The organism is Moraxella sp. RCAD0137 (genome assembly GCF_002894025.1).
GTDB lineage: Bacteria > Pseudomonadota > Gammaproteobacteria > Pseudomonadales > Moraxellaceae > Moraxella > Moraxella porci.
The window spans coordinates 13,030-30,102 of sequence record NZ_LTCC01000007.1 but is presented as its reverse complement, the minus strand read 5'-3'; the positions used below and the strand labels follow the sequence as shown (position 1 = coordinate 30,102).

The 17,073-nt window shown below is 47.2% G+C and carries 12 protein-coding genes; 6 read left to right on the top strand and 6 right to left on the bottom strand.

Going from position 1 to position 17,073, the window contains the following annotated elements:
• Positions 1–46: 46 nt before the first annotated feature.
• The 3 genes from aat to AZ602_RS06130 all read right to left on the bottom strand — a co-directional run bounded on the left by aat (position 47) and on the right by AZ602_RS06130 (position 2,828).
• Positions 47–823, bottom strand: a complete 777-nt coding sequence (gene aat, locus AZ602_RS06140) for a leucyl/phenylalanyl-tRNA--protein transferase (protein ID WP_103034180.1) — start codon at positions 821–823, stop codon at positions 47–49.
• A 97-nt stretch (positions 824–920) separates the two neighbouring features.
• Complete coding sequence (gene glyA, locus AZ602_RS06135) at positions 921–2,183, bottom strand: serine hydroxymethyltransferase (protein WP_103034179.1); 1,263 nt, start codon at positions 2,181–2,183, stop codon at positions 921–923.
• A gap of 153 nt (positions 2,184–2,336) precedes the next feature.
• Positions 2,337–2,828 carry a chorismate lyase gene (locus tag AZ602_RS06130; protein ID WP_103034178.1) on the bottom strand — a complete coding sequence of 164 codons (492 nt, stop codon included), beginning with the start codon at positions 2,826–2,828 and terminating at the stop codon, positions 2,337–2,339.
• 378 nt (positions 2,829–3,206) lie between these two features.
• On the opposite strand from AZ602_RS06130, the gene AZ602_RS06125 reads away from it, so the two are divergent.
• The 3 genes from AZ602_RS06125 to AZ602_RS06115 all read left to right on the top strand — a co-directional run bounded on the left by AZ602_RS06125 (position 3,207) and on the right by AZ602_RS06115 (position 8,136).
• Positions 3,207–4,805, top strand: a complete 1,599-nt coding sequence (locus AZ602_RS06125; protein ID WP_103034177.1) for an isocitrate lyase — start codon at positions 3,207–3,209, stop codon at positions 4,803–4,805.
• A 199-nt stretch (positions 4,806–5,004) separates the two neighbouring features.
• A complete protein-coding gene (locus AZ602_RS06120) occupies positions 5,005–7,173 on the top strand; it encodes a malate synthase G (RefSeq protein WP_103034176.1) in 2,169 nt (722 codons plus the stop codon).
• 120 nt (positions 7,174–7,293) lie between these two features.
• Positions 7,294–8,136, top strand: a complete 843-nt coding sequence (locus AZ602_RS06115) for an N-acetylmuramoyl-L-alanine amidase (protein WP_103034175.1) — start codon at positions 7,294–7,296, stop codon at positions 8,134–8,136.
• Between the two features lie 73 nt (positions 8,137–8,209).
• On the opposite strand, the gene AZ602_RS06110 is transcribed toward AZ602_RS06115, so the two are convergent.
• The gene (locus AZ602_RS06110; RefSeq protein ID WP_103034174.1) at positions 8,210–11,857 is read right to left on the bottom strand and encodes an Rne/Rng family ribonuclease; all 3,648 of its coding nucleotides are present in this window, start codon (positions 11,855–11,857) and stop codon (positions 8,210–8,212) included.
• A 638-nt stretch (positions 11,858–12,495) separates the two neighbouring features.
• Here AZ602_RS06110 and AZ602_RS06105 point away from each other — a divergent pair.
• Both AZ602_RS06105 and ppx read left to right on the top strand, forming a co-directional pair.
• On the top strand, positions 12,496–13,674 hold the full coding sequence (locus AZ602_RS06105; protein ID WP_103034173.1) for an RluA family pseudouridine synthase: 1,179 nt from the start codon (positions 12,496–12,498) through the stop codon (positions 13,672–13,674).
• Positions 13,675–13,838: 164 nt separating this feature from the next.
• Positions 13,839–15,407 (top strand): exopolyphosphatase, encoded by a 1,569-nt coding sequence (ppx, locus tag AZ602_RS06100; protein WP_103034172.1) that lies wholly within the window; start codon positions 13,839–13,841, stop codon positions 15,405–15,407.
• Positions 15,408–15,502: 95 nt separating this feature from the next.
• Here the strand turns inward: ppx and AZ602_RS06095 are convergent, their stop codons facing one another.
• Positions 15,503–15,802: a type II toxin-antitoxin system RelE/ParE family toxin gene (locus tag AZ602_RS06095; protein ID WP_103034171.1), complete on the bottom strand. Its 300-nt coding sequence runs from the start codon at positions 15,800–15,802 to the stop codon at positions 15,503–15,505.
• Positions 15,802–16,014, bottom strand: coding sequence for a hypothetical protein (locus AZ602_RS06090; RefSeq protein ID WP_103034170.1), 213 nt, complete (start codon positions 16,012–16,014; stop codon positions 15,802–15,804). Before AZ602_RS06090 ends, AZ602_RS06095 begins: the two co-directional genes overlap by 1 nt.
• Positions 16,015–16,244: 230 nt before the next feature.
• Here AZ602_RS06090 and AZ602_RS06085 point away from each other — a divergent pair, with 230 nt between their 5' ends.
• Positions 16,245–17,042, top strand: coding sequence for an acetyl-CoA carboxylase carboxyltransferase subunit alpha (locus tag AZ602_RS06085; protein WP_103034169.1), 798 nt, complete (start codon positions 16,245–16,247; stop codon positions 17,040–17,042).
• Positions 17,043–17,073 lie beyond the last annotated feature (31 nt).

The following is a 17,073-nucleotide window of genomic DNA, read 5'->3' as shown; positions in this document are numbered from 1 at the left end:
CTACCAAACCCCTTGAAAATACCAGCTTTCAAGGGGGTTTTTGCAGTCAGATATCATCAATTAATAGCGCTTGGGTAGTTATCGGCTGCCGCGCGCCATTAATACCAATACAGGGCGTTGTGACCAAACAAGCTAACATATCCAAAAACTTAGCCTTGGACATGGTGTCGGCACCCAAGCTTAGCAAATGTGGGTTTGGCATTTGGCAGTCAATCAACTCAATGCCTGAGCGTTTGGCAAAGTACATCAGCGCCCAAAAAGCAATTTTGGAAGCATCCGTTTTCCGATGAAACATGCTTTCACCACAAAATATCGCCCCGATATTGACGCCATACAATCCGCCGATCAGTTCGCTGTCATGAGGCGATCCCGCCCAGACCTCAATGCTGCTGGCGGCCGACAGCTGATGTAATTGATCATAGGCTGCGATCATCTCAGCATGTATCCAGGTGTCATCGGTGTAGCTGCGAGGCTGACTACAAGCGCTGATCACTTGGTTGAATGCTTGATTGGTGGTGATCGTCCAAGACTGCTTTTTGGCGGTGCGCATCAGGCTTTTGCTGGGCTCAAAGGCGCTTGGCGCCATCACGCAGCGCTCTTTTGGTGACCACCAGCAGATTGGCTCATCGGCTGCAAACCATGGAAATACACCAGAGCGATAAGCATGCAGCAGCGTGGATGGCTCAAGATCGGCGCCAGTACCTAAAAACTCATCACCACCGCAAGCAGCCTCTTTAAAATTATAAGCACATGCATCAGCTAGCCTGTGTAGCCGCTTAAGGGCATGATCCGTGTCTGCCATCGCATTATCTGTGTTATTCATAATCCATTTCTGCCGAGGTTGGCAGCTTCCTTGTGTTATATTGAATTTACCATTAAAAAAGCTGCTTAATTAAGCAGCTTTTTATAGCAACCACCGATTACTTTGCATTACGCTCATAAACGGGTAGTTTTTTGCAGATGGCTGCGACTTTTTCGCGAGTAGCAGCGATGACGGCTTCATCACCACGGGCATCTAGCACATCGCAGATCCAGCCTGCCAGCTCACGGCACTCAGCTTCGCCAAAACCACGAGTAGTGATGGCAGGCGTACCGATGCGGATACCTGAAGTCACAAATGGTGATTTTGGATCGTTTGGCACTGAGTTTTTGTTCACAGTGATGTGTGCATCGCCCAGCCATTTATCCGCTTCTTTGCCAGTGATTTCTTGCTTGATTAGGCTGATGAGCATCAGATGGTTCTCAGTGCCGCCTGAGACGATCTCGTAGCCACGAGATTGGATAACTTCTGCCATGGCTTTGGCATTGGCGACGACTTGTTGTTGATAGGTTTTGTACTCATCGCTCATCGCTTCTTTGAAGCAGACAGCTTTGGCAGCGATGGCGTGCATCAGTGGGCCGCCTTGGTTGCCTGGGAATACCGCTGATGCCAGTTTTTTCTCGATATCAGCATTGGCTTTGGCTAGGATTAGGCCTGAGCGTGGGCCACGTAGGGTTTTGTGGGTGGTAGTGGTAGTGACATCGGCGATTTGTACTGGGTTTGGATAGACGCCTGCTGCGACTAGGCCTGCCACGTGTGCCATATCGACCATTAGGTATGCACCGACTTCATCAGCGATATCACGGAATTTTTGCCAATCAACAACTTGGCTATACGCTGAGAAACCAGCAATGATCATCTTTGGCTTATGCTCACGAGCAAGGCGCGCCACTTCATCATAATCAATCAAGCCAGTCTCTGGATTTAGGCCGTATTGTACCGCATTATAGGTACGACCTGAGAAGCTCACTGTGGCACCGTGTGTCAAGTGACCACCGTGTGCAAGGCTCATACCAAGTACAGTATCGCCAGCTTCTAGTAGTGCTAGATAGACAGCACTGTTGGCGTTTGAGCCTGAGTGTGGCTGCACATTGGCGTAGTCAGCACCAAATAGCTCCTTGGCACGATCGATGGCGATTTGCTCGATAACATCGACATATTCACAGCCACCATAATAACGCTTACCTGGGTAACCTTCGGCATATTTGTTGGTCAAAGCTGTGCCTTGTGCTTCCATTACTGCAGGTGAGCAGTAGTTTTCAGAAGCGATAAGCTCAATATGATCTTCTTGACGCTGTGCTTCGGCATCGACCTGTGCAGCGATGTCTGGATCGTATTGATGTAGTGAGATTTCTTTAAACATGGTATTTCCTTGTTTGTATCAAATATGGAAGGATAAAACAGTGCCCCTAGTGTAGCATATTTATCTATCGATACACTAGGGGCGAGCGAGTTTTTACAAAGAAAATTTATCAATGCCAAAATTGACACACAAAACTCATTACGCCGAGAGTCATCACACCAAGAGACTGTCAACAAAAGCAGGCAAAAACCGCTCATCAATCAGCAGTTTTTTGCCCTGATATTCATATACCGTACATCTGCCATGACAGCCTTGCTGCTCATAATAATGACGCACATAAGGCAAGGTACGCTGCTGCTTAAACAGCACATAGCCGATGGGCGTACGACCAAGATGACGCAGGCGAGACAGACCACCTGTCAATGTCGGTAGGGGGAAAATGCTGGTTGCCATCACCCAAGCATCATCACTATTGCCGTATAATTTGACCGTACGCACCCAAGCAAGCTGTGGCTTATGTATAGGTAGTGACAGTAGGCGTTTTTGGCGGTGATTGAGTGGAGCATAGCCTTCATGCAGAACGACGACACGCAGTGGCTTGTGTGCGTGTGCTTCAAGTAGGGCGGTCAGCGAACCTTTGGATTTCAAAAATGCCTGTAATTTTGGGGATATTGCAGGGATATTTGCACAAATTGATGATGGCATGACGGTTACTGTGATGAATACAGGTGTTTCATTTTAGCATAAAATCCACAAAATGCGATGGGATTTTGCGAAATTAATAATTTATAATAATATAATAAAATAAATAATTCTAATCAAAAATCTGACAATTGCCAAGATTAATTGCAAAAAATCAATCACTTGTATCGATAAACTATTATTTATTCTATTTGTAAATGATTTTGTAATAGCCATTTATTTATGAAATATTGAACATTGGCACAGGCTATTGGATTTATGCTGAGATTTTGGCTATTCTGTAGTCATCGGGGACGCAGTGATTCGATGGTATTTTCGATGGATCGCTGAGTTGTTATTAATCATCATTTATTTTTAAGTTATCAATAAAAGGAGTGAGTCATGACTTATCAATCAGCACTAGACCATGTTCGTAAAGTTAAGGAAAAATTGGGCGGCACTTGGGATGCCATTCGCCCAGAAGATGCGGCACGCATGATCGTCCAAAACCGCTTCAAAACCGGTCTTGATATTGCCAAATACACCGCTGCCATCATGCGTCGTGACATGGCAGAATACGATGCGGACAACAGCAAATACACCCAATCACTAGGCTGCTGGCATGGCTTTATCGCTCAGCAAAAAATGATTGCCAACAAAAAATACTTCGGCACAACCAACAAACGCTACATCTACCTATCAGGCTGGATGGTGGCAGCGCTTCGCTCAGAGTTTGGTCCACTACCTGACCAATCAATGCACGAAAAAACTGCTGTGCCTAAGCTAATCGAAGAAATCTACACATTCCTTCGCCAAGCAGACGCCAAAGAGCTAAACGACCTATTCCGTGCGATGCAAAAAGCTGAAGCAGCAGGCGACACAGCGAAAGTAAAAGAAATCGAAGCTCAAATCGACAACTTTGAAACTCATGTTGTGCCAATCATCGCTGACATCGATGCAGGCTTTGGTAACGAAGAAGCGACCTACCTATTGACCAAGCAAATGATTGAAGCAGGTGCGTGTGCGATTCAAATCGAAAACCAAGTATCTGATGCTAAGCAGTGTGGCCACCAAGCAGGTAAAGTAACTGTGCCGCACGAAGATTTCCTAGCCAAAATCAATGCCGTACGCTATGCATTCCTTGAGCTGGGTGTCGATGATGGCGTAATCGTGGCTCGTACCGACTCAGAAGGTGCTGACCTAACTCAAAAAATCCCTGTATCTCGTGAACCAGGCGATCTAGCGAGCAAATACATCAGCTACCTAGAAACCACTGAAATTGACATCTCTGAAGCCAAAGAAGATGAAATCCTAATCAAGCGTAACGGCAAACTACATCGCCCAACTCGCTTGCCATCAGGCTTGTATCAGTTCCGTGAAGGCACTCAGCATGACCGCGTTGTCCTTGACTGCGTCACTTCACTACAAAACGGCGCTGACATGATTTGGATCGAGACCCCGACACCAGATGTGGCAGGTATCGCAAGCTTTGTTAATGACATCAAAAAACAAGTGCCAGATGCAAAATTGGTGTACAACAACTCACCATCGTTCAACTGGACCATCAACTTCCGTCAGCAAGCGTATGACCGCTGGGTTGCTGAAGGCAAAGATGTATCAGGCTATGAGCGTGATAAACTGATGGATGCCAAATATGACGGTTCTGAGCTTGCCAATGACGCAGACGAAAAAATCCGTACTTTCCAAGCAGACGCAGCTCGTGAAGCAGGTGTATTCCATCACCTAATCACCTTGCCAACTTACCACACCGCAGCGCTATCAACGCATGAGCTTGCCAAAGGTTACTTCGGTGAAGAAGGTATGCTGGCGTATGTGGCAGGTGTACAGCGTAAAGAAATCCGCGGCGGCATCGCTTGCGTCAAGCACCAAGCCATGGCAGGTTCTGACATCGGTGACGATCACAAAGAGATCTTCTCAGGTGAGAATGCGCTAAAAGCAGGGGATGCAAGTAAGAACACCATGAACCAATTTGGCGGCTAAAAACCGTCGTGGGTAACGCTACTACTTCGTCAAACTCGCTCGTAGTACTACTTGTACAACTTCGCTCGTTTTCCTTGTATTAGCATTTACCCACTTGGTTTTCCTTTGTTAAAAAAGGCAATTAAAACGGTGTTTTGACTTTTGGGTTAAAGCACCGTTTTTGATTTAGTTTAAGATAATGATTTTTAAGGATAAAACTATGGCGACACAACGCATCCAAAAAGGCAGCTTTGCCATTGACAAGATTTTGTATGATTTTATCGAAAATGAGGCTTTGCCACTATCAAATGTCTCAAGCGATGAGTTTTGGGCAGGCTTTGAGGCGATTGTCAAAGATCTCACCCCAAAAAACAAAGCCCTGCTTGCTCGCCGTGATGAGCTACAAGCGCAGATTGATGAGTGGCATGAGAATAACACCTATGAACTTGAAGCGTATAAAAAATTTCTCACCGACATCGGCTATCTTGAGCCAGAGGTAGCGGATTTTGAAATCACCACCGAAAATGTCGATGACGAAATCGCCACCATCGCAGGTGCACAGCTTGTTGTGCCTGTGCGTAATGCTCGCTATGCACTAAACGCAGGCAACGCTCGCTGGGGCAGTCTGTATGATGCACTGTATGGCTTTGATGTTATCAGCGAAGAAGGCGGTGCTGACAAGGGTCGTGGCTACAACCCTGTGCGTGGGGCAAAGGTGATTGAATTTGCTAAAAATTTCCTAGATGAAACCTACCCACTAGCAACAGGCTCGCACGCGGATGCGACCGCCTATGCCATCGATGGCGGCGTGCTTGCCGTTACTTTGGTAGATGGCACGATCACCACACTCAAAACTGCCGAGCAACTGCAAGGTTATAACGGTAGCAGTGATGAGCCAGCAGAAATTATCCTAAAAAACAATGGGCTACATACTATTATCCAAATTGACAAAACCAGTCAAATCGGTCAATCGGACAAAGCAGGCGTCAAAGATGTCATCTTAGAAGCTGCCGTAACCACCATCCAGGACCTAGAAGACTCAGTGGCTGCTGTCGATGCCGAAGAAAAAGTAGAAGGCTATCGCAACTGGTTGGGTCTGATGAAGGGTGATTTGAGTGAAACTTTGGAAAAAAATGGCAAAACCATCACTCGTACGCTAAATAGCGACCGCACCTTCACCGATCTAAATGGCAATGCCAAAACCCTACACGGCCGCTCAGTGCTACTACTGCGTAATGTAGGTCACTTGATGACCAATCCTGCGATTTTGGTGGACGGTGAAGAGATTTTTGAAGGGATTATGGATGGGGTGATCACACCAATGCTATCCACCATCGACATCACTGGCAAAAATACCTTGCGTAACTCTCGCACAGGCTCGATGTATATCGTCAAGCCAAAAATGCACGGCTCCGAAGAAGTTGCCTTTGCGGTGGAGTTGTTCACACGCTCAGAAGAGCTGCTCAAGCTACCAAAAAACAGCGTCAAAATGGGCATCATGGACGAAGAAAAACGCACCAGTGCCAACCTGAAAAACTGCATCTCGGCAGCTCGTGAGCGTACCATCTTTATCAATACAGGCTTTATGGATCGCACAGGTGATGAGATTCACACCGCTATGAAGGCAGGGGCATTTGTGCGAAAAGGTGAAATCAAGGGTCAAAAATGGTTTGCTGCCTATGAAGACCGTAATGTCATCATCGGCCTAAAAGCAGGGCTCAAAGGCCGTGCTCAAATCGGCAAAGGTATGTGGCCAAAGCCTGATGAGCTGGCTGATATGTACCGCACCAAGATTGAGCACCCACAAGCAGGGGCAAGCTGTGCATGGGTACCAAGCCCATCAGGTGCGACCATCCATGCGATCCACTATCACAAGTGCAGTGTGGCTGAGCGTCAAGCAGCATTGCAATCTGCTCAAGTGCCGTCCATCGATGATTTGCTGACCATTCCACTGGCGACAGATACCAGCTGGAGCGATAGCGATAAGCAAAAAGAGCTTGAAAACAACTGCCAAGGCATTTTAGGTTATGTGGTGCGTTGGGTGGATTTGGGTGTCGGCTGCTCAAAAGTCCCTGACATCAACAATATTGGTCTCATGGAAGACCGTGCGACCTTGCGCATCTCATCTCAGCACGTCGCCAACTGGCTGGCACACGGCATCGTCACCGAAGATGAAGTCTGGGCGGTGCTAAAACGCATGGCAAAAGTCGTTGATGAGCAAAACGCGAGCGATCCTGAATATCGCCCAATGTCGGCAGACTTTGACAATAATATCGCTTTCAATGCGGCAGCTGATTTGATCTTTAAGGGCGCAACTCAGCCATCTGGCTATACCGAGCCATTGCTGCACAAAGCACGCTTGAAATTAAAAGGCTATACTGGCGATTGATCGGCTGTCTTTAAAAAGCCGTCCTTATTACAAGGGCGGCTTTTTTATGTACGGAATGGAATTTGATGGCATTTGTATGACCAATCTTTTATAATTAAAAAAACTTTGGCAAATTTTTTTATGAAATCGATTATTTATACCGCAATGTTGTCGTGCGGTCTTTTGCTTGGCGGCTGCGTCAGTACGCAGTTTGTTGTCGATCAGACGCACACTGCCCAAGGTCAATCTGAGCGCATCGAATACATTGTGCTGCATTATACTGCCGAAAATGATGAAAACTCTTTGGCGGTGCTGACCACAGGTCAGGTAAGCAGTCATTATCTGATCCCAACAGGCCATGATCGGCGCATTTATCAGCTTGTTGATGACCATAAAAAAGCCTGGCACGCTGGCGCCAGTCATTTTCAGGGCAAGACTGCTTTAAATGATATTTCAATCGGTATTGAGATCGTCAATGCTGGCGTGCATGCTACTTATCGTGGGCAGCGCGGTTATTTGCCGCATGAGGCTTATGTCGATTATGAGCCGCAACAAATTGCTAAGGTCGCTGAACTATTGACGACCTTGATTGCCAAATATGACATACCCGCGACGAATATTTTGGCGCATTCAGACATTGCGCCATCGCGTAAGATCGACCCAGGCGCCAAATTTCCGTGGGCATATCTATATCATACTCATGGCATTGGTGCTTGGTATGATGAACAGGATAAGTCATCTTACTTAGCACAGCTAAATGATGAGGTGATGGCGGATATGCCGATCAGCCAAATCAAGGCTGAGCTGCGTCGCTATGGTTATCAGATTAATGACAGTGAGGAATGGGATCGAAGCAGCCAAGATGTCGTATATGCATTTCAGCTGCATTTTCGCCCACAGCGTCCAACAGGCGTGATGGATGCTGAGACATTGGCCATTTTGCGCGCGCTGAATCATAAATATCGCTCAGCACCCCAGATGTGATGGCGAAAACTGCTTGATAAACCAAAAAAATAAGCGCCAAAAATGTGGCGCTTATTTTTTGGGTCATGGCAGATCAGTTGTCGCTGCCGTCCGTGTTTGGCGTGTCACTGACCGCCTCAGGCTTGCTGATTTTACGCACTTCGACCTTGGTTGGCTTTTTGCTCGGCTTTCTTGGTGCACGAGTTTTTGGCGTTTTGGTGGTCTTAGGTGCTTTGGCTGCCATCAGATTTAGGATGCCAACCTGTGGCTGTAGCTGACCTGCGACATTCTCAATCATGTCTTTGTAGCTACTGGCCTTGGATTTTTTCTCCGCTTTTTGTTCGGCGGTGATTTCTTTGACTTGGCTGACCTTTTGGCTTTGCTTGTCGGCAGCGACTTGGGAGCCATCATCGCTTGCCGTGGCTGCAGGCTCATCTGCTGGCTGTGAGTCACTGGCCTTGTCAGCGTCGCTTTGACCCGAAAGCAGGTCCACAGCAGCAGCTGCGATGGTTGCGACATTGTCGATGGTTTCGCTCACCACTTCGCTGACCGAGTCTGAGACTTGCTCAGCAGTTAGCTTGGCGACATCGATGGCATCATCGACCAAATGGCGCGCAGTTTCACCAAGGGTCTCTTGAGATTCCAAAAGATTGGCGTCAGCTTCGCTAGTCGGTTCGATGACGGGCTCGATGGCTTCTTTGGTGGTGGTTTCAGTCATTTCAACGACTTGAGTTGCCATCACTTCAGATGCTGCATCGACACTTTGGTCTTGTACCACTTGACTTTGCACTTGCTCGCTTTCAGTTTCGATTGACGCTACCGCAGCTTGCCCAGCAGTTTGTTTATCTGATTCGACATAGTCAGGATGCTGACCACGTGGGTCATTGGCAGCACGACGCGTGATTGGGCGTGGCGCGACAGCAGTTTTGCCTTGTGGGGCAGACGCCTGTGAGGCTGCTTGGGTAAGTTTATCAAACTCAGACTTGGCAGTAGCATCCAGCGGCGCATAGCCGAAGTTGCTAAAGTCAAACTTGCCTACTTGCGATTGCGACTTGGCAAGCGCTGCCAAAAAGTCGGCGACAAACTGACCGCTGACATCACTGCCCAGTACGCTTGCAATGAACTCACCTGCAGTACCATGAATCGGCGTTGCCGGTGCTTGTAGTGCAGCCTGCACCACTCGAGGGTCATTCACTGCTTTATTCATCGACTTGGCAAGCATTGCAATGCGAGCCTGTAATTCAGGCGCCAGTGCTGGCTTGGCAACAGGCTTGGCATCCACTACAGTCGTGCTGACGGTATCGACAGGAGCTTGTGCCTGCTTAGGTGTATCACTGACTTCTAAAGCGGTGATATCGGTAGCGACAGTGATATCAGTAGGGATCTTGTCGCGACCTTGTGCATCGATCGGCTCTGCGATATCAGCAGCTACTTGGTCGGCTTTTTCGACGTTTTCTACTCTTTCACTACGAGCCTTGGTTTTCTTAGGCTTGCTGCCATCTAGCGACAGATGTACCACTTGGGTTTCGGCATCTTCAGCTTTGGTGGCGCTGATGTGTAGCACCACTTCATCAGGATTGGCTGATTTTTGGCGTGGTGTACGCTCTGCCTTATCTGCTTTTGGCTTATCGTTGCGTTCTTTTTTGTCGGCTTTTTCGACTTTTTCGTTCTTATCGCTCTTAGCGGTCAAGGTTTCATGACGCACGATTTCGCCACGAGATTCACGGCGTGAGCCTGCTTCTCGTTTTGGGTGTTGTTCAGCGACTTTGTCTTTTTTGGTGCGACGATCGCCTTTCTCGGATTTGTCAGTTTTATCCAATTCTGGCTTTTCGATACTCTCTTTGTCTTCGCTGACTTCTTTTTTGTGTTTTGGTTTTTTGCGTTTGTCATCAGCGTGTGGGCGAGCGGCTGGCTCGTTATGCGTCGCTGATTCGATGATGGCTGAGACATTGCCTGATGTACCTAGACTGACTCCGCCGCCATTGACGATGGCTTCGATGGCAGATGCGACATCTGCTGTGCCTAGAGAACCTGCCAGTTTGGCTTGTGGTTTTGGTGCAAATAGGTTGGATAGCCATGCCACCGCTTGTGGTTCGGCCTTGGCAGGGGTCGCTTGCTCCGCTTGCGGTTTGGCGGCTTTTTTGTCGCTCTTATCGCTTTGTTTGTGCCAACGAGCGGTATCCTTGCCATCATTATCGCTTTGCCAATTGACTTCATAGCCACGATCAACAGTTTCTTTTTCTTCGGTATCGGCGATGCGTTCGTAGCTAGATGGGGCAAAGCCATCTGGATTGAAATGCAGTGTGAAATTCGGGCTTTCTAGATGTGCGTGCGGCAAGATGGTAATGCGTGCACCGCTGTCTTGCTCTAGATATACCAAGCTTTCACGCTTTTCGTTCAATAAGAATGCAGCGATGTCGGTCGGTACTTCAGCTTGGATTTCGCCCATGCGTTCTTTTAGAGCGATTTGCTCGATTTGACGCATGATCGATAGCGATAGCGAACGCAAATCACGAATCATGCCATTACCATGACAGCGTGGGCAGATGTAGCCTGTGGCTTCTTCGAGCGATGGGCGTAGGCGTTGACGGCTCATCTCCATCAGGCCAAATTTACTAATCTCAGCAAACTGCACACGAGCACGGTCATGGCGTGTCGCTTCAATCAGGCGTTTCTCCACTTCTTTTTGGTGGCGTGGGTCGTTCATGTCGATGAAGTCGATGACAATCAGGCCACCCATATCACGCAGACGCAGCTGACGAGCGATTTCATCGGCGGCTTCTAGGTTGGTGTGATAGGCGGTTTCGGCGACATCTGAGCCTTTGGTGGATTTTGATGAGTTGATATCAATCGATACCAAAGCTTCAGTTTGGTCGATGACGATCGAGCCACCTGATGGCAGACGCACTTCACGCTGATAAGCAGTTTCGATTTGGCGTTCGATACCAAAGCGAGCAAACATCGGCTCATACTCAGTGTATTTACGCAGTTTGCTCATTTGGCTTGGCATGACCGCACTGATGAAATTCGCCGCTTCGTTGTAGGCGTTTTCGCTGTCAATCCATACTTCACCGATGTCATCACGCAGATAGTCACGCACCGCACGAGTCACCACGCCAGCTTCTTGATGGACTAGGCATGGACTTGGGCGAGTTTTGTTTTGTTCTTGGATGGATTTCCAGATATCAAGCAGATGGTCAAGGTCGTTTTGTAGATCTTCAGCGCCCTTGCCAAGACCTGCTGTGCGTACGATGACGCTCATGCCTTTTGGTAGGCTTAGCCCTGCGATGATTTGTTTCATCTCTTCACGGACTTTGCCTGAGATTTGGCGACTGATGCCACCTGCTTTGGCGTTGTTTGGCATCAATACCAGATAGCGACCAGCAAGCGAGATAAAAGTCGATAACGCTGCGCCTTTGTTGCCGCGTTCTTCTTTTTCGACTTGGACGATGACTTCATCGCCTTCTTTGATCAGCTGTTTGATGTTGTCTTCACGCAGATTGCCGTGTAGATATTCGCTAGCAATCTCACGCAGTGGCAAAAAGCCTTGACGAGCAGAGCCGTATTCAACAAAAGCCGCTTCTAAGGATGGCTCAACTCGGGTGATGTGGCCTTTATAAATATTGGCCTTTTTTTGTTCACGGGTGCGATTTTCTAAGTCAAAATCGTACAGGTGACTGTCTTTGCACAGAGCAACACGAATTTCTTCGTTATGCGTGGCGTTGATTAAAATGCGTTTCATGATGTTCCTTATAAGGGCAAAAGCCCGAATCAAGCAACATCGGTATTTTTCCAAAGATTTATTAGCTGTACGAAACAATCAGCAACAGATACTTATCATCTAGGCTGATTGAACGAGCAATCATTACAAGTCGCTTGTCTGTACAAACGACACTTAGCACTGCTTGCACCAATGCTATAAAAATTCTGTAAGCTTGAGCCGACTGGGGTTTACCTTGCAAAAGCAGAGTTTGTCTTGTGCTTTTGAACCAGTGGTACTCAACAAGGCTAAAAGACGAACAATCGTCCTAGCGAAATCTTGTACGGTATCAATACCGAAGTTGCATTATCATGCTTAAAATGGCTGTAGTGCTTTTTTAAGCGATTATTAACTATTTTGGCGGTTGCAAGGGCAAATATGAGCAGCGTGGGCGTGACCGTCACACCAGTAGGGTGTAGGTATCGTTGAGACTTGGTTTTGTAAAATTATGCCAAAACCGACATCGCTCAATCGCCAATTTTTACCCAGTATCTCAATCAGTCATTATCATATCTGATTTGTGAATTTAACTATGGTAACAAAAATAGCTCAGGGATTTGCAATGGTATCGGATAAAAATTGGGTCAAATCGCAAAAATTATCCTGTATTGGTTTGCAACATGCTAAACTATACCAAATCTTTTGCCAAACGCCTACAAAAATTTGACAAAACCATGAAAAATTTACAAAAAAATCCCAAAAATCAGCCATCAAGCCATCGTTTTGGTAAAAATTTGCCAAAATCCACCCAAACCCACCCACCAAAACGTCAACAGTCCAATCCGCATCCGAAGCAATCGGCAGATGTGGCGATTAGCAATTTTAATCAAGTGAATTTTTTGACGGTGACGGACAATCAAGCAGGGCAGCGGATTGATAATTTTTTGCTCGCTCGGCTAAAAGGCTTGCCACGCTCGCATCTATATAAGCTGATTCGTGCCGATGAAGTACGCATCAATGGCAAACGCTGTAAGCCACATGATAAGCTTGATGTTGGTGATGTGGTGCGAATTGCACCGATTCGCTTATCAGTGCGTGAAGAAGTGATCATCAGTGACAGCTTTGCCAAAGGCTTGATGGCACGCATCATCCATGAAGATGATGGGCTGATTGTACTCAATAAACCATCGGGCATGGCGGTACATGGCGGTAGTGGTGAGAGTTTTGGGGTGATTGAAGCGATGCGTCAGGCGACAGGCAAAAAGTATTTGGAGCTGGTGCACCGCATCGACAAGGATACTTCAGGCTTATTGCTTATCGCAAAAAAACGCAGTACGCTCAAGCACTTACAAGAACAATTTCGCCAAAAAACCATCCATAAGCAATATCTGTGCTTGGTGACAGGCTATGTCAAAGCAGATAGTCAAATCATCGATGCACCGCTACTTCGCTATACGCTTGCCAATGGCGAACGCCGTGTCAAAGTGGCAAAAGTCGGCACAGCACACGGCGAAGAAGTCGCCAAAGCAAGCCTGACTCGGATCAAAGTCTTGGCACGATTTGAGCTAGACGGTCAGCCAGTCAGCCTTGTGCTTGCGATGCCTGCCACGGGTCGCACGCATCAGATACGCGTGCATATGGCGCATATCGGGCACGCTTTGCTTGGCGATGATAAATATCAACTGAACACATCTGCACCACAGGTCAAGCGTCTTTGCCTGCACGCATGGCAGCTGAGCCTTGCACCTATGATGGATGATGATCAAGTGTGTGATCGTCCACAGCAGTTTGTTGCACCATTACCGCAGGATTTTGGCGATCTGTTGCCCGAATTGGCATTGCAGTCGTTGGTAGGGTAATTTGCCAAGCCATTAACCAAAAATCAATAGACAAAAGTAGGCGTTTGTCCTACTATGAGCGTTATAAATGAAGTTGTTTGTCATCAAAAAACGCAACTTGCTTTGGGTGATAAACAGCGATACAATGAACAAAATTATATCCCTATAAAAATTCAGGATTTGTCATGAACCCAACTTTTCCAGATACCACCGAACGCCACCAACAAATCGCCAGTGCCATCAATGATGCGGCGGCCATTAGCCGTGATGAGCTCTTGGGGGCGATTGACTTGGGCTCGAACAGCTTTCATTTGGCGATTGCCCGCTTGGATCATGGCGAAGTACGAAAAGTGGCATCGATTTCTGAAAAAGTACAGCTGGCAGCAGGTCTTGATGAGAATAATGTCTTGAGTGAAGAAGCCATTCAGCGGGGTCTGGACTGCTTGCATCGCTTTGCTCAGCACGTCACCGAAGTGCATCCGACTCGTCTGCGTATCGTTGCGACCAATGCTTTGCGTAAAGCGGTCAATGCTCAAGAATTTATCCGCCGTGCCAATCTACTTCTGCCAAAGCCGATTGAAATCATCGCAGGTCGTGAAGAAGCTCGCTTGATTTATTTGGGTGTGTCGCACTCAAATGCCAGTACTGATACTCGCCTAGTTATCGATATTGGCGGCGGCTCGACAGAGTTTATCATCGGTCAGGGTTTTGAGCCGATTGAGATGGAAAGCTTGCAAATGGGCTGTGTGGCTTATACCAAAAAATTCTTTGCTGATGGCAGAATCACCGAAAAAGCCTTTGAACAAGCCGCTAAGCACACCCAAACCGAACTGCTTGCCATCGCTAAACGCTACAAAAAAGTCGGCTGGGATAATGCCATCGGCTCATCAGGTACCATCAAGGCAGCGCGTCTAGTGCTCGAAGAGTTGGGCTTTAGCGGTGAGAGCATCACACTAGATGGGATGGTGAAGCTTAAAAAGCATCTGATCAAGCTTGGTTCGGTGGATAAGATTGAGTTTGAAGGGGTTAAGGCACATCGCCAAGCGGTATTCCCTGCAGGTGTGGCAGAGTTGCTTGCCATCATGCAGACGCTAGAGATTGATGAGCTGGGCTATTCAGACGGTGCACTGCGTGAAGGCGTGATGTATGATATGCTAGGCAGGCTCAATTCTGAAGATGTGCGTGACCGCTCAGTGGCAGCACTGGCTGAGCGTTATTCAGTCGATGTCAAACAGGCAGGGCGTGTGATGACAAGAGCGGCTCGCTTGTTTCATGATGCCAAAGATGAGCTTGAGTTCAGCAGTGAAGATGCTGACCTATTACGCCGTGCGGCAAATCTGTTTGAGATTGGGCTGGCGGTTGGGCATAGCAATTACCAACGCCACAGCGCTTATTTGCTTGAGCATTCGGACATTGCAGGGTTTTCGCAGGTCGGTCAAGCGATGATGGCACAGCTGGTGCTACATCATCGCCGCAAGCTCAAATCTGATGCGCTTGATGTGGTCGAAAGTCTGGGTGGTCGCAAGCTTGTTTATTTGTGCTTGATTTTGCGTTTAGCAGCACAGTCTAGCCAATCTCGCACCACCAAGGCGGCAGCGATTAATCTCAACATCATCAGTGCTGACCACTGGCAAGTGCTGGTCGGTGCAGGTATGCACGAAGAGCTTATCGCTACACAGCTTGAGCAAGATGCACCGCAGTTTGCCAAATGGGGTGTGCAGCTTGATGTGGTGAGTACAGGCGAATTTGCTTGATAGTATATAGTATCTTGGTAATTTTAGCCAAAAGACAACACCAAAACCCCAAAGATGACAGTATGATGTGCTTTGGGGTTTTTGATTGTTCAGGGTTATTGTAAAAGATAGGGTAGGTCTCGAACAGCAGGAAAAATATGTACGATTCTAACCGTTTTTGCATCATCATTGGCGATATAAAAAATGGCATATTTGCCATCTATCAAGAATTTGCGATACATGGGAACATCAGCATAAATGGCAAATAGTTTGGGTTGATGTTTGAGTGTTTGGATTGTATCATCAATGATGGCGACAATTTTTTCGGCATATGCTACCGTATAATCAAGCACAATGCCTGTTAAAATAAACTCCAACTCCTGCTCATAATCTGGGTCAAATTCGATAGTGTACATTATTTGCCCAATTTTTGGCGGACACGAGTCAAAGTGTGCATATGAAAATCATCAGGCATGGGTTTTGCGTGATAATGATCGTCGCTCATGCGATCCAATGAATCAAGTAGCTTAGCATCAATCAGTGACTTATAAGTCTGTTCGGCTTGTCTTGCAAGCGTGTAGCTATTTTGCAAGCACAAATCTTGGTCTTTTTTGACGGCATAGCCCATGATTGGCTCCTGTGGTGTTTTGTTTTAGTATAGCATAAAATAGCCATCGCCATAGCATTTGATGATTATTATACCAATGATAAAGTGGCTCTGCATTGATGTGCCTTCATTAATTATCATTTTCTACGACAAACCAACCAAAAATCACAACAAAAAAGATGACGAGATACCAAAAAATGTGCTAAACTAAATCTTAGTTTACATTTGTACAATCATTATTAGAGTGGACTATGAGTAAAGTTTGGGAAAGTGTGCAATTGGCACGCCATGCAAAGCGTCCGTTGTTCCTTGATTATGTATCGGCATTATTTACCGAATTTGATGAGTTGCATGGCGATCGTGCCTTTGCAGATGACAGAGCCATCATTGGCGGCTTGGCACGATTTAACGGTCAGCCTGTGATGGTCATAGGTCAGCACCGTGGTCGCAGTACTCGTGAGCGTATTGCGCATAATTTTGGCATGGCGAACCCTGAAGGTTATCGCAAGGTGATTCGCCTTGTGCAGATGGCAGAGCGTTTTGGCTTGCCTGTATTGACCTTTATTGACACCCAAGGCGCATACCCTGGCGTGGGTGCTGAAGAGCGTGGACAAGCTGAAGCCATCGCCAAGAGTATCGCCGTATTTTCAAGTCTTGGTACGCCAGTCATCGCAACGGTCATCGGTGAAGGTGGCTCGGGCGGTGCGCTTGCCATTGGTGTGGCGGATCGTGTCAATATGCTTGAAAACAGCATTTATTCGGTGATTTCACCAGAAGGCTGTGCGTCTATCCTATGGAAGACTGCCGAAAAAGCGCCTGATGCGTCAGATGCACTGAAGCTTAACGCTGTCAATCTGCATCAGCTGGGCTTGATTGATGAAGTCATCGAAGAAGGCGTGGGTGCACACGAAGCACCAGAACCTGTGATGGCAGCACTCAAATCACTGATTACTACACAGCTTGCCGAGCTTGAAAAGCTACCAAAGGATGAGCTACTACAAAAACGCTATGAGCGCTTGATGCAGTTTAATTCTAAGGTATCTTTATAAGTCATGGCAAGATAAGTCATGGAAAGTGGTC

Bases quoted from the DNA above. Each gene is read 5' to 3' on its own strand.
- glyA (WP_103034179.1), bottom strand. From the start codon at position 2,183: ATGTTTAAAGAAATCTCACTACATCAATACGATCCAGACATCGCTGCA.
- AZ602_RS06105 (WP_103034173.1), top strand. From the start codon at position 12,496: ATGCTAAACTATACCAAATCTTTTGCCAAACGCCTACAAAAATTTGAC.
- AZ602_RS06125 (WP_103034177.1), top strand. From the start codon at position 3,207: ATGACTTATCAATCAGCACTAGACCATGTTCGTAAAGTTAAGGAAAAA.
- AZ602_RS06115 (WP_103034175.1), top strand. From the start codon at position 7,294: ATGAAATCGATTATTTATACCGCAATGTTGTCGTGCGGTCTTTTGCTT.
- AZ602_RS06085 (WP_103034169.1), top strand. From the start codon at position 16,245: ATGAGTAAAGTTTGGGAAAGTGTGCAATTGGCACGCCATGCAAAGCGT.
- AZ602_RS06110 (WP_103034174.1), bottom strand. From the start codon at position 11,857: ATGAAACGCATTTTAATCAACGCCACGCATAACGAAGAAATTCGTGTT.
- ppx (WP_103034172.1), top strand. From the start codon at position 13,839: ATGAACCCAACTTTTCCAGATACCACCGAACGCCACCAACAAATCGCC.
- AZ602_RS06095 (WP_103034171.1), bottom strand. From the start codon at position 15,802: ATGTACACTATCGAATTTGACCCAGATTATGAGCAGGAGTTGGAGTTT.
- aat (WP_103034180.1), bottom strand. From the start codon at position 823: ATGAATAACACAGATAATGCGATGGCAGACACGGATCATGCCCTTAAG.
- AZ602_RS06120 (WP_103034176.1), top strand. From the start codon at position 5,005: ATGGCGACACAACGCATCCAAAAAGGCAGCTTTGCCATTGACAAGATT.
- AZ602_RS06130 (WP_103034178.1), bottom strand. From the start codon at position 2,828: ATGCCATCATCAATTTGTGCAAATATCCCTGCAATATCCCCAAAATTA.
- AZ602_RS06090 (WP_103034170.1), bottom strand. From the start codon at position 16,014: ATGGGCTATGCCGTCAAAAAAGACCAAGATTTGTGCTTGCAAAATAGC.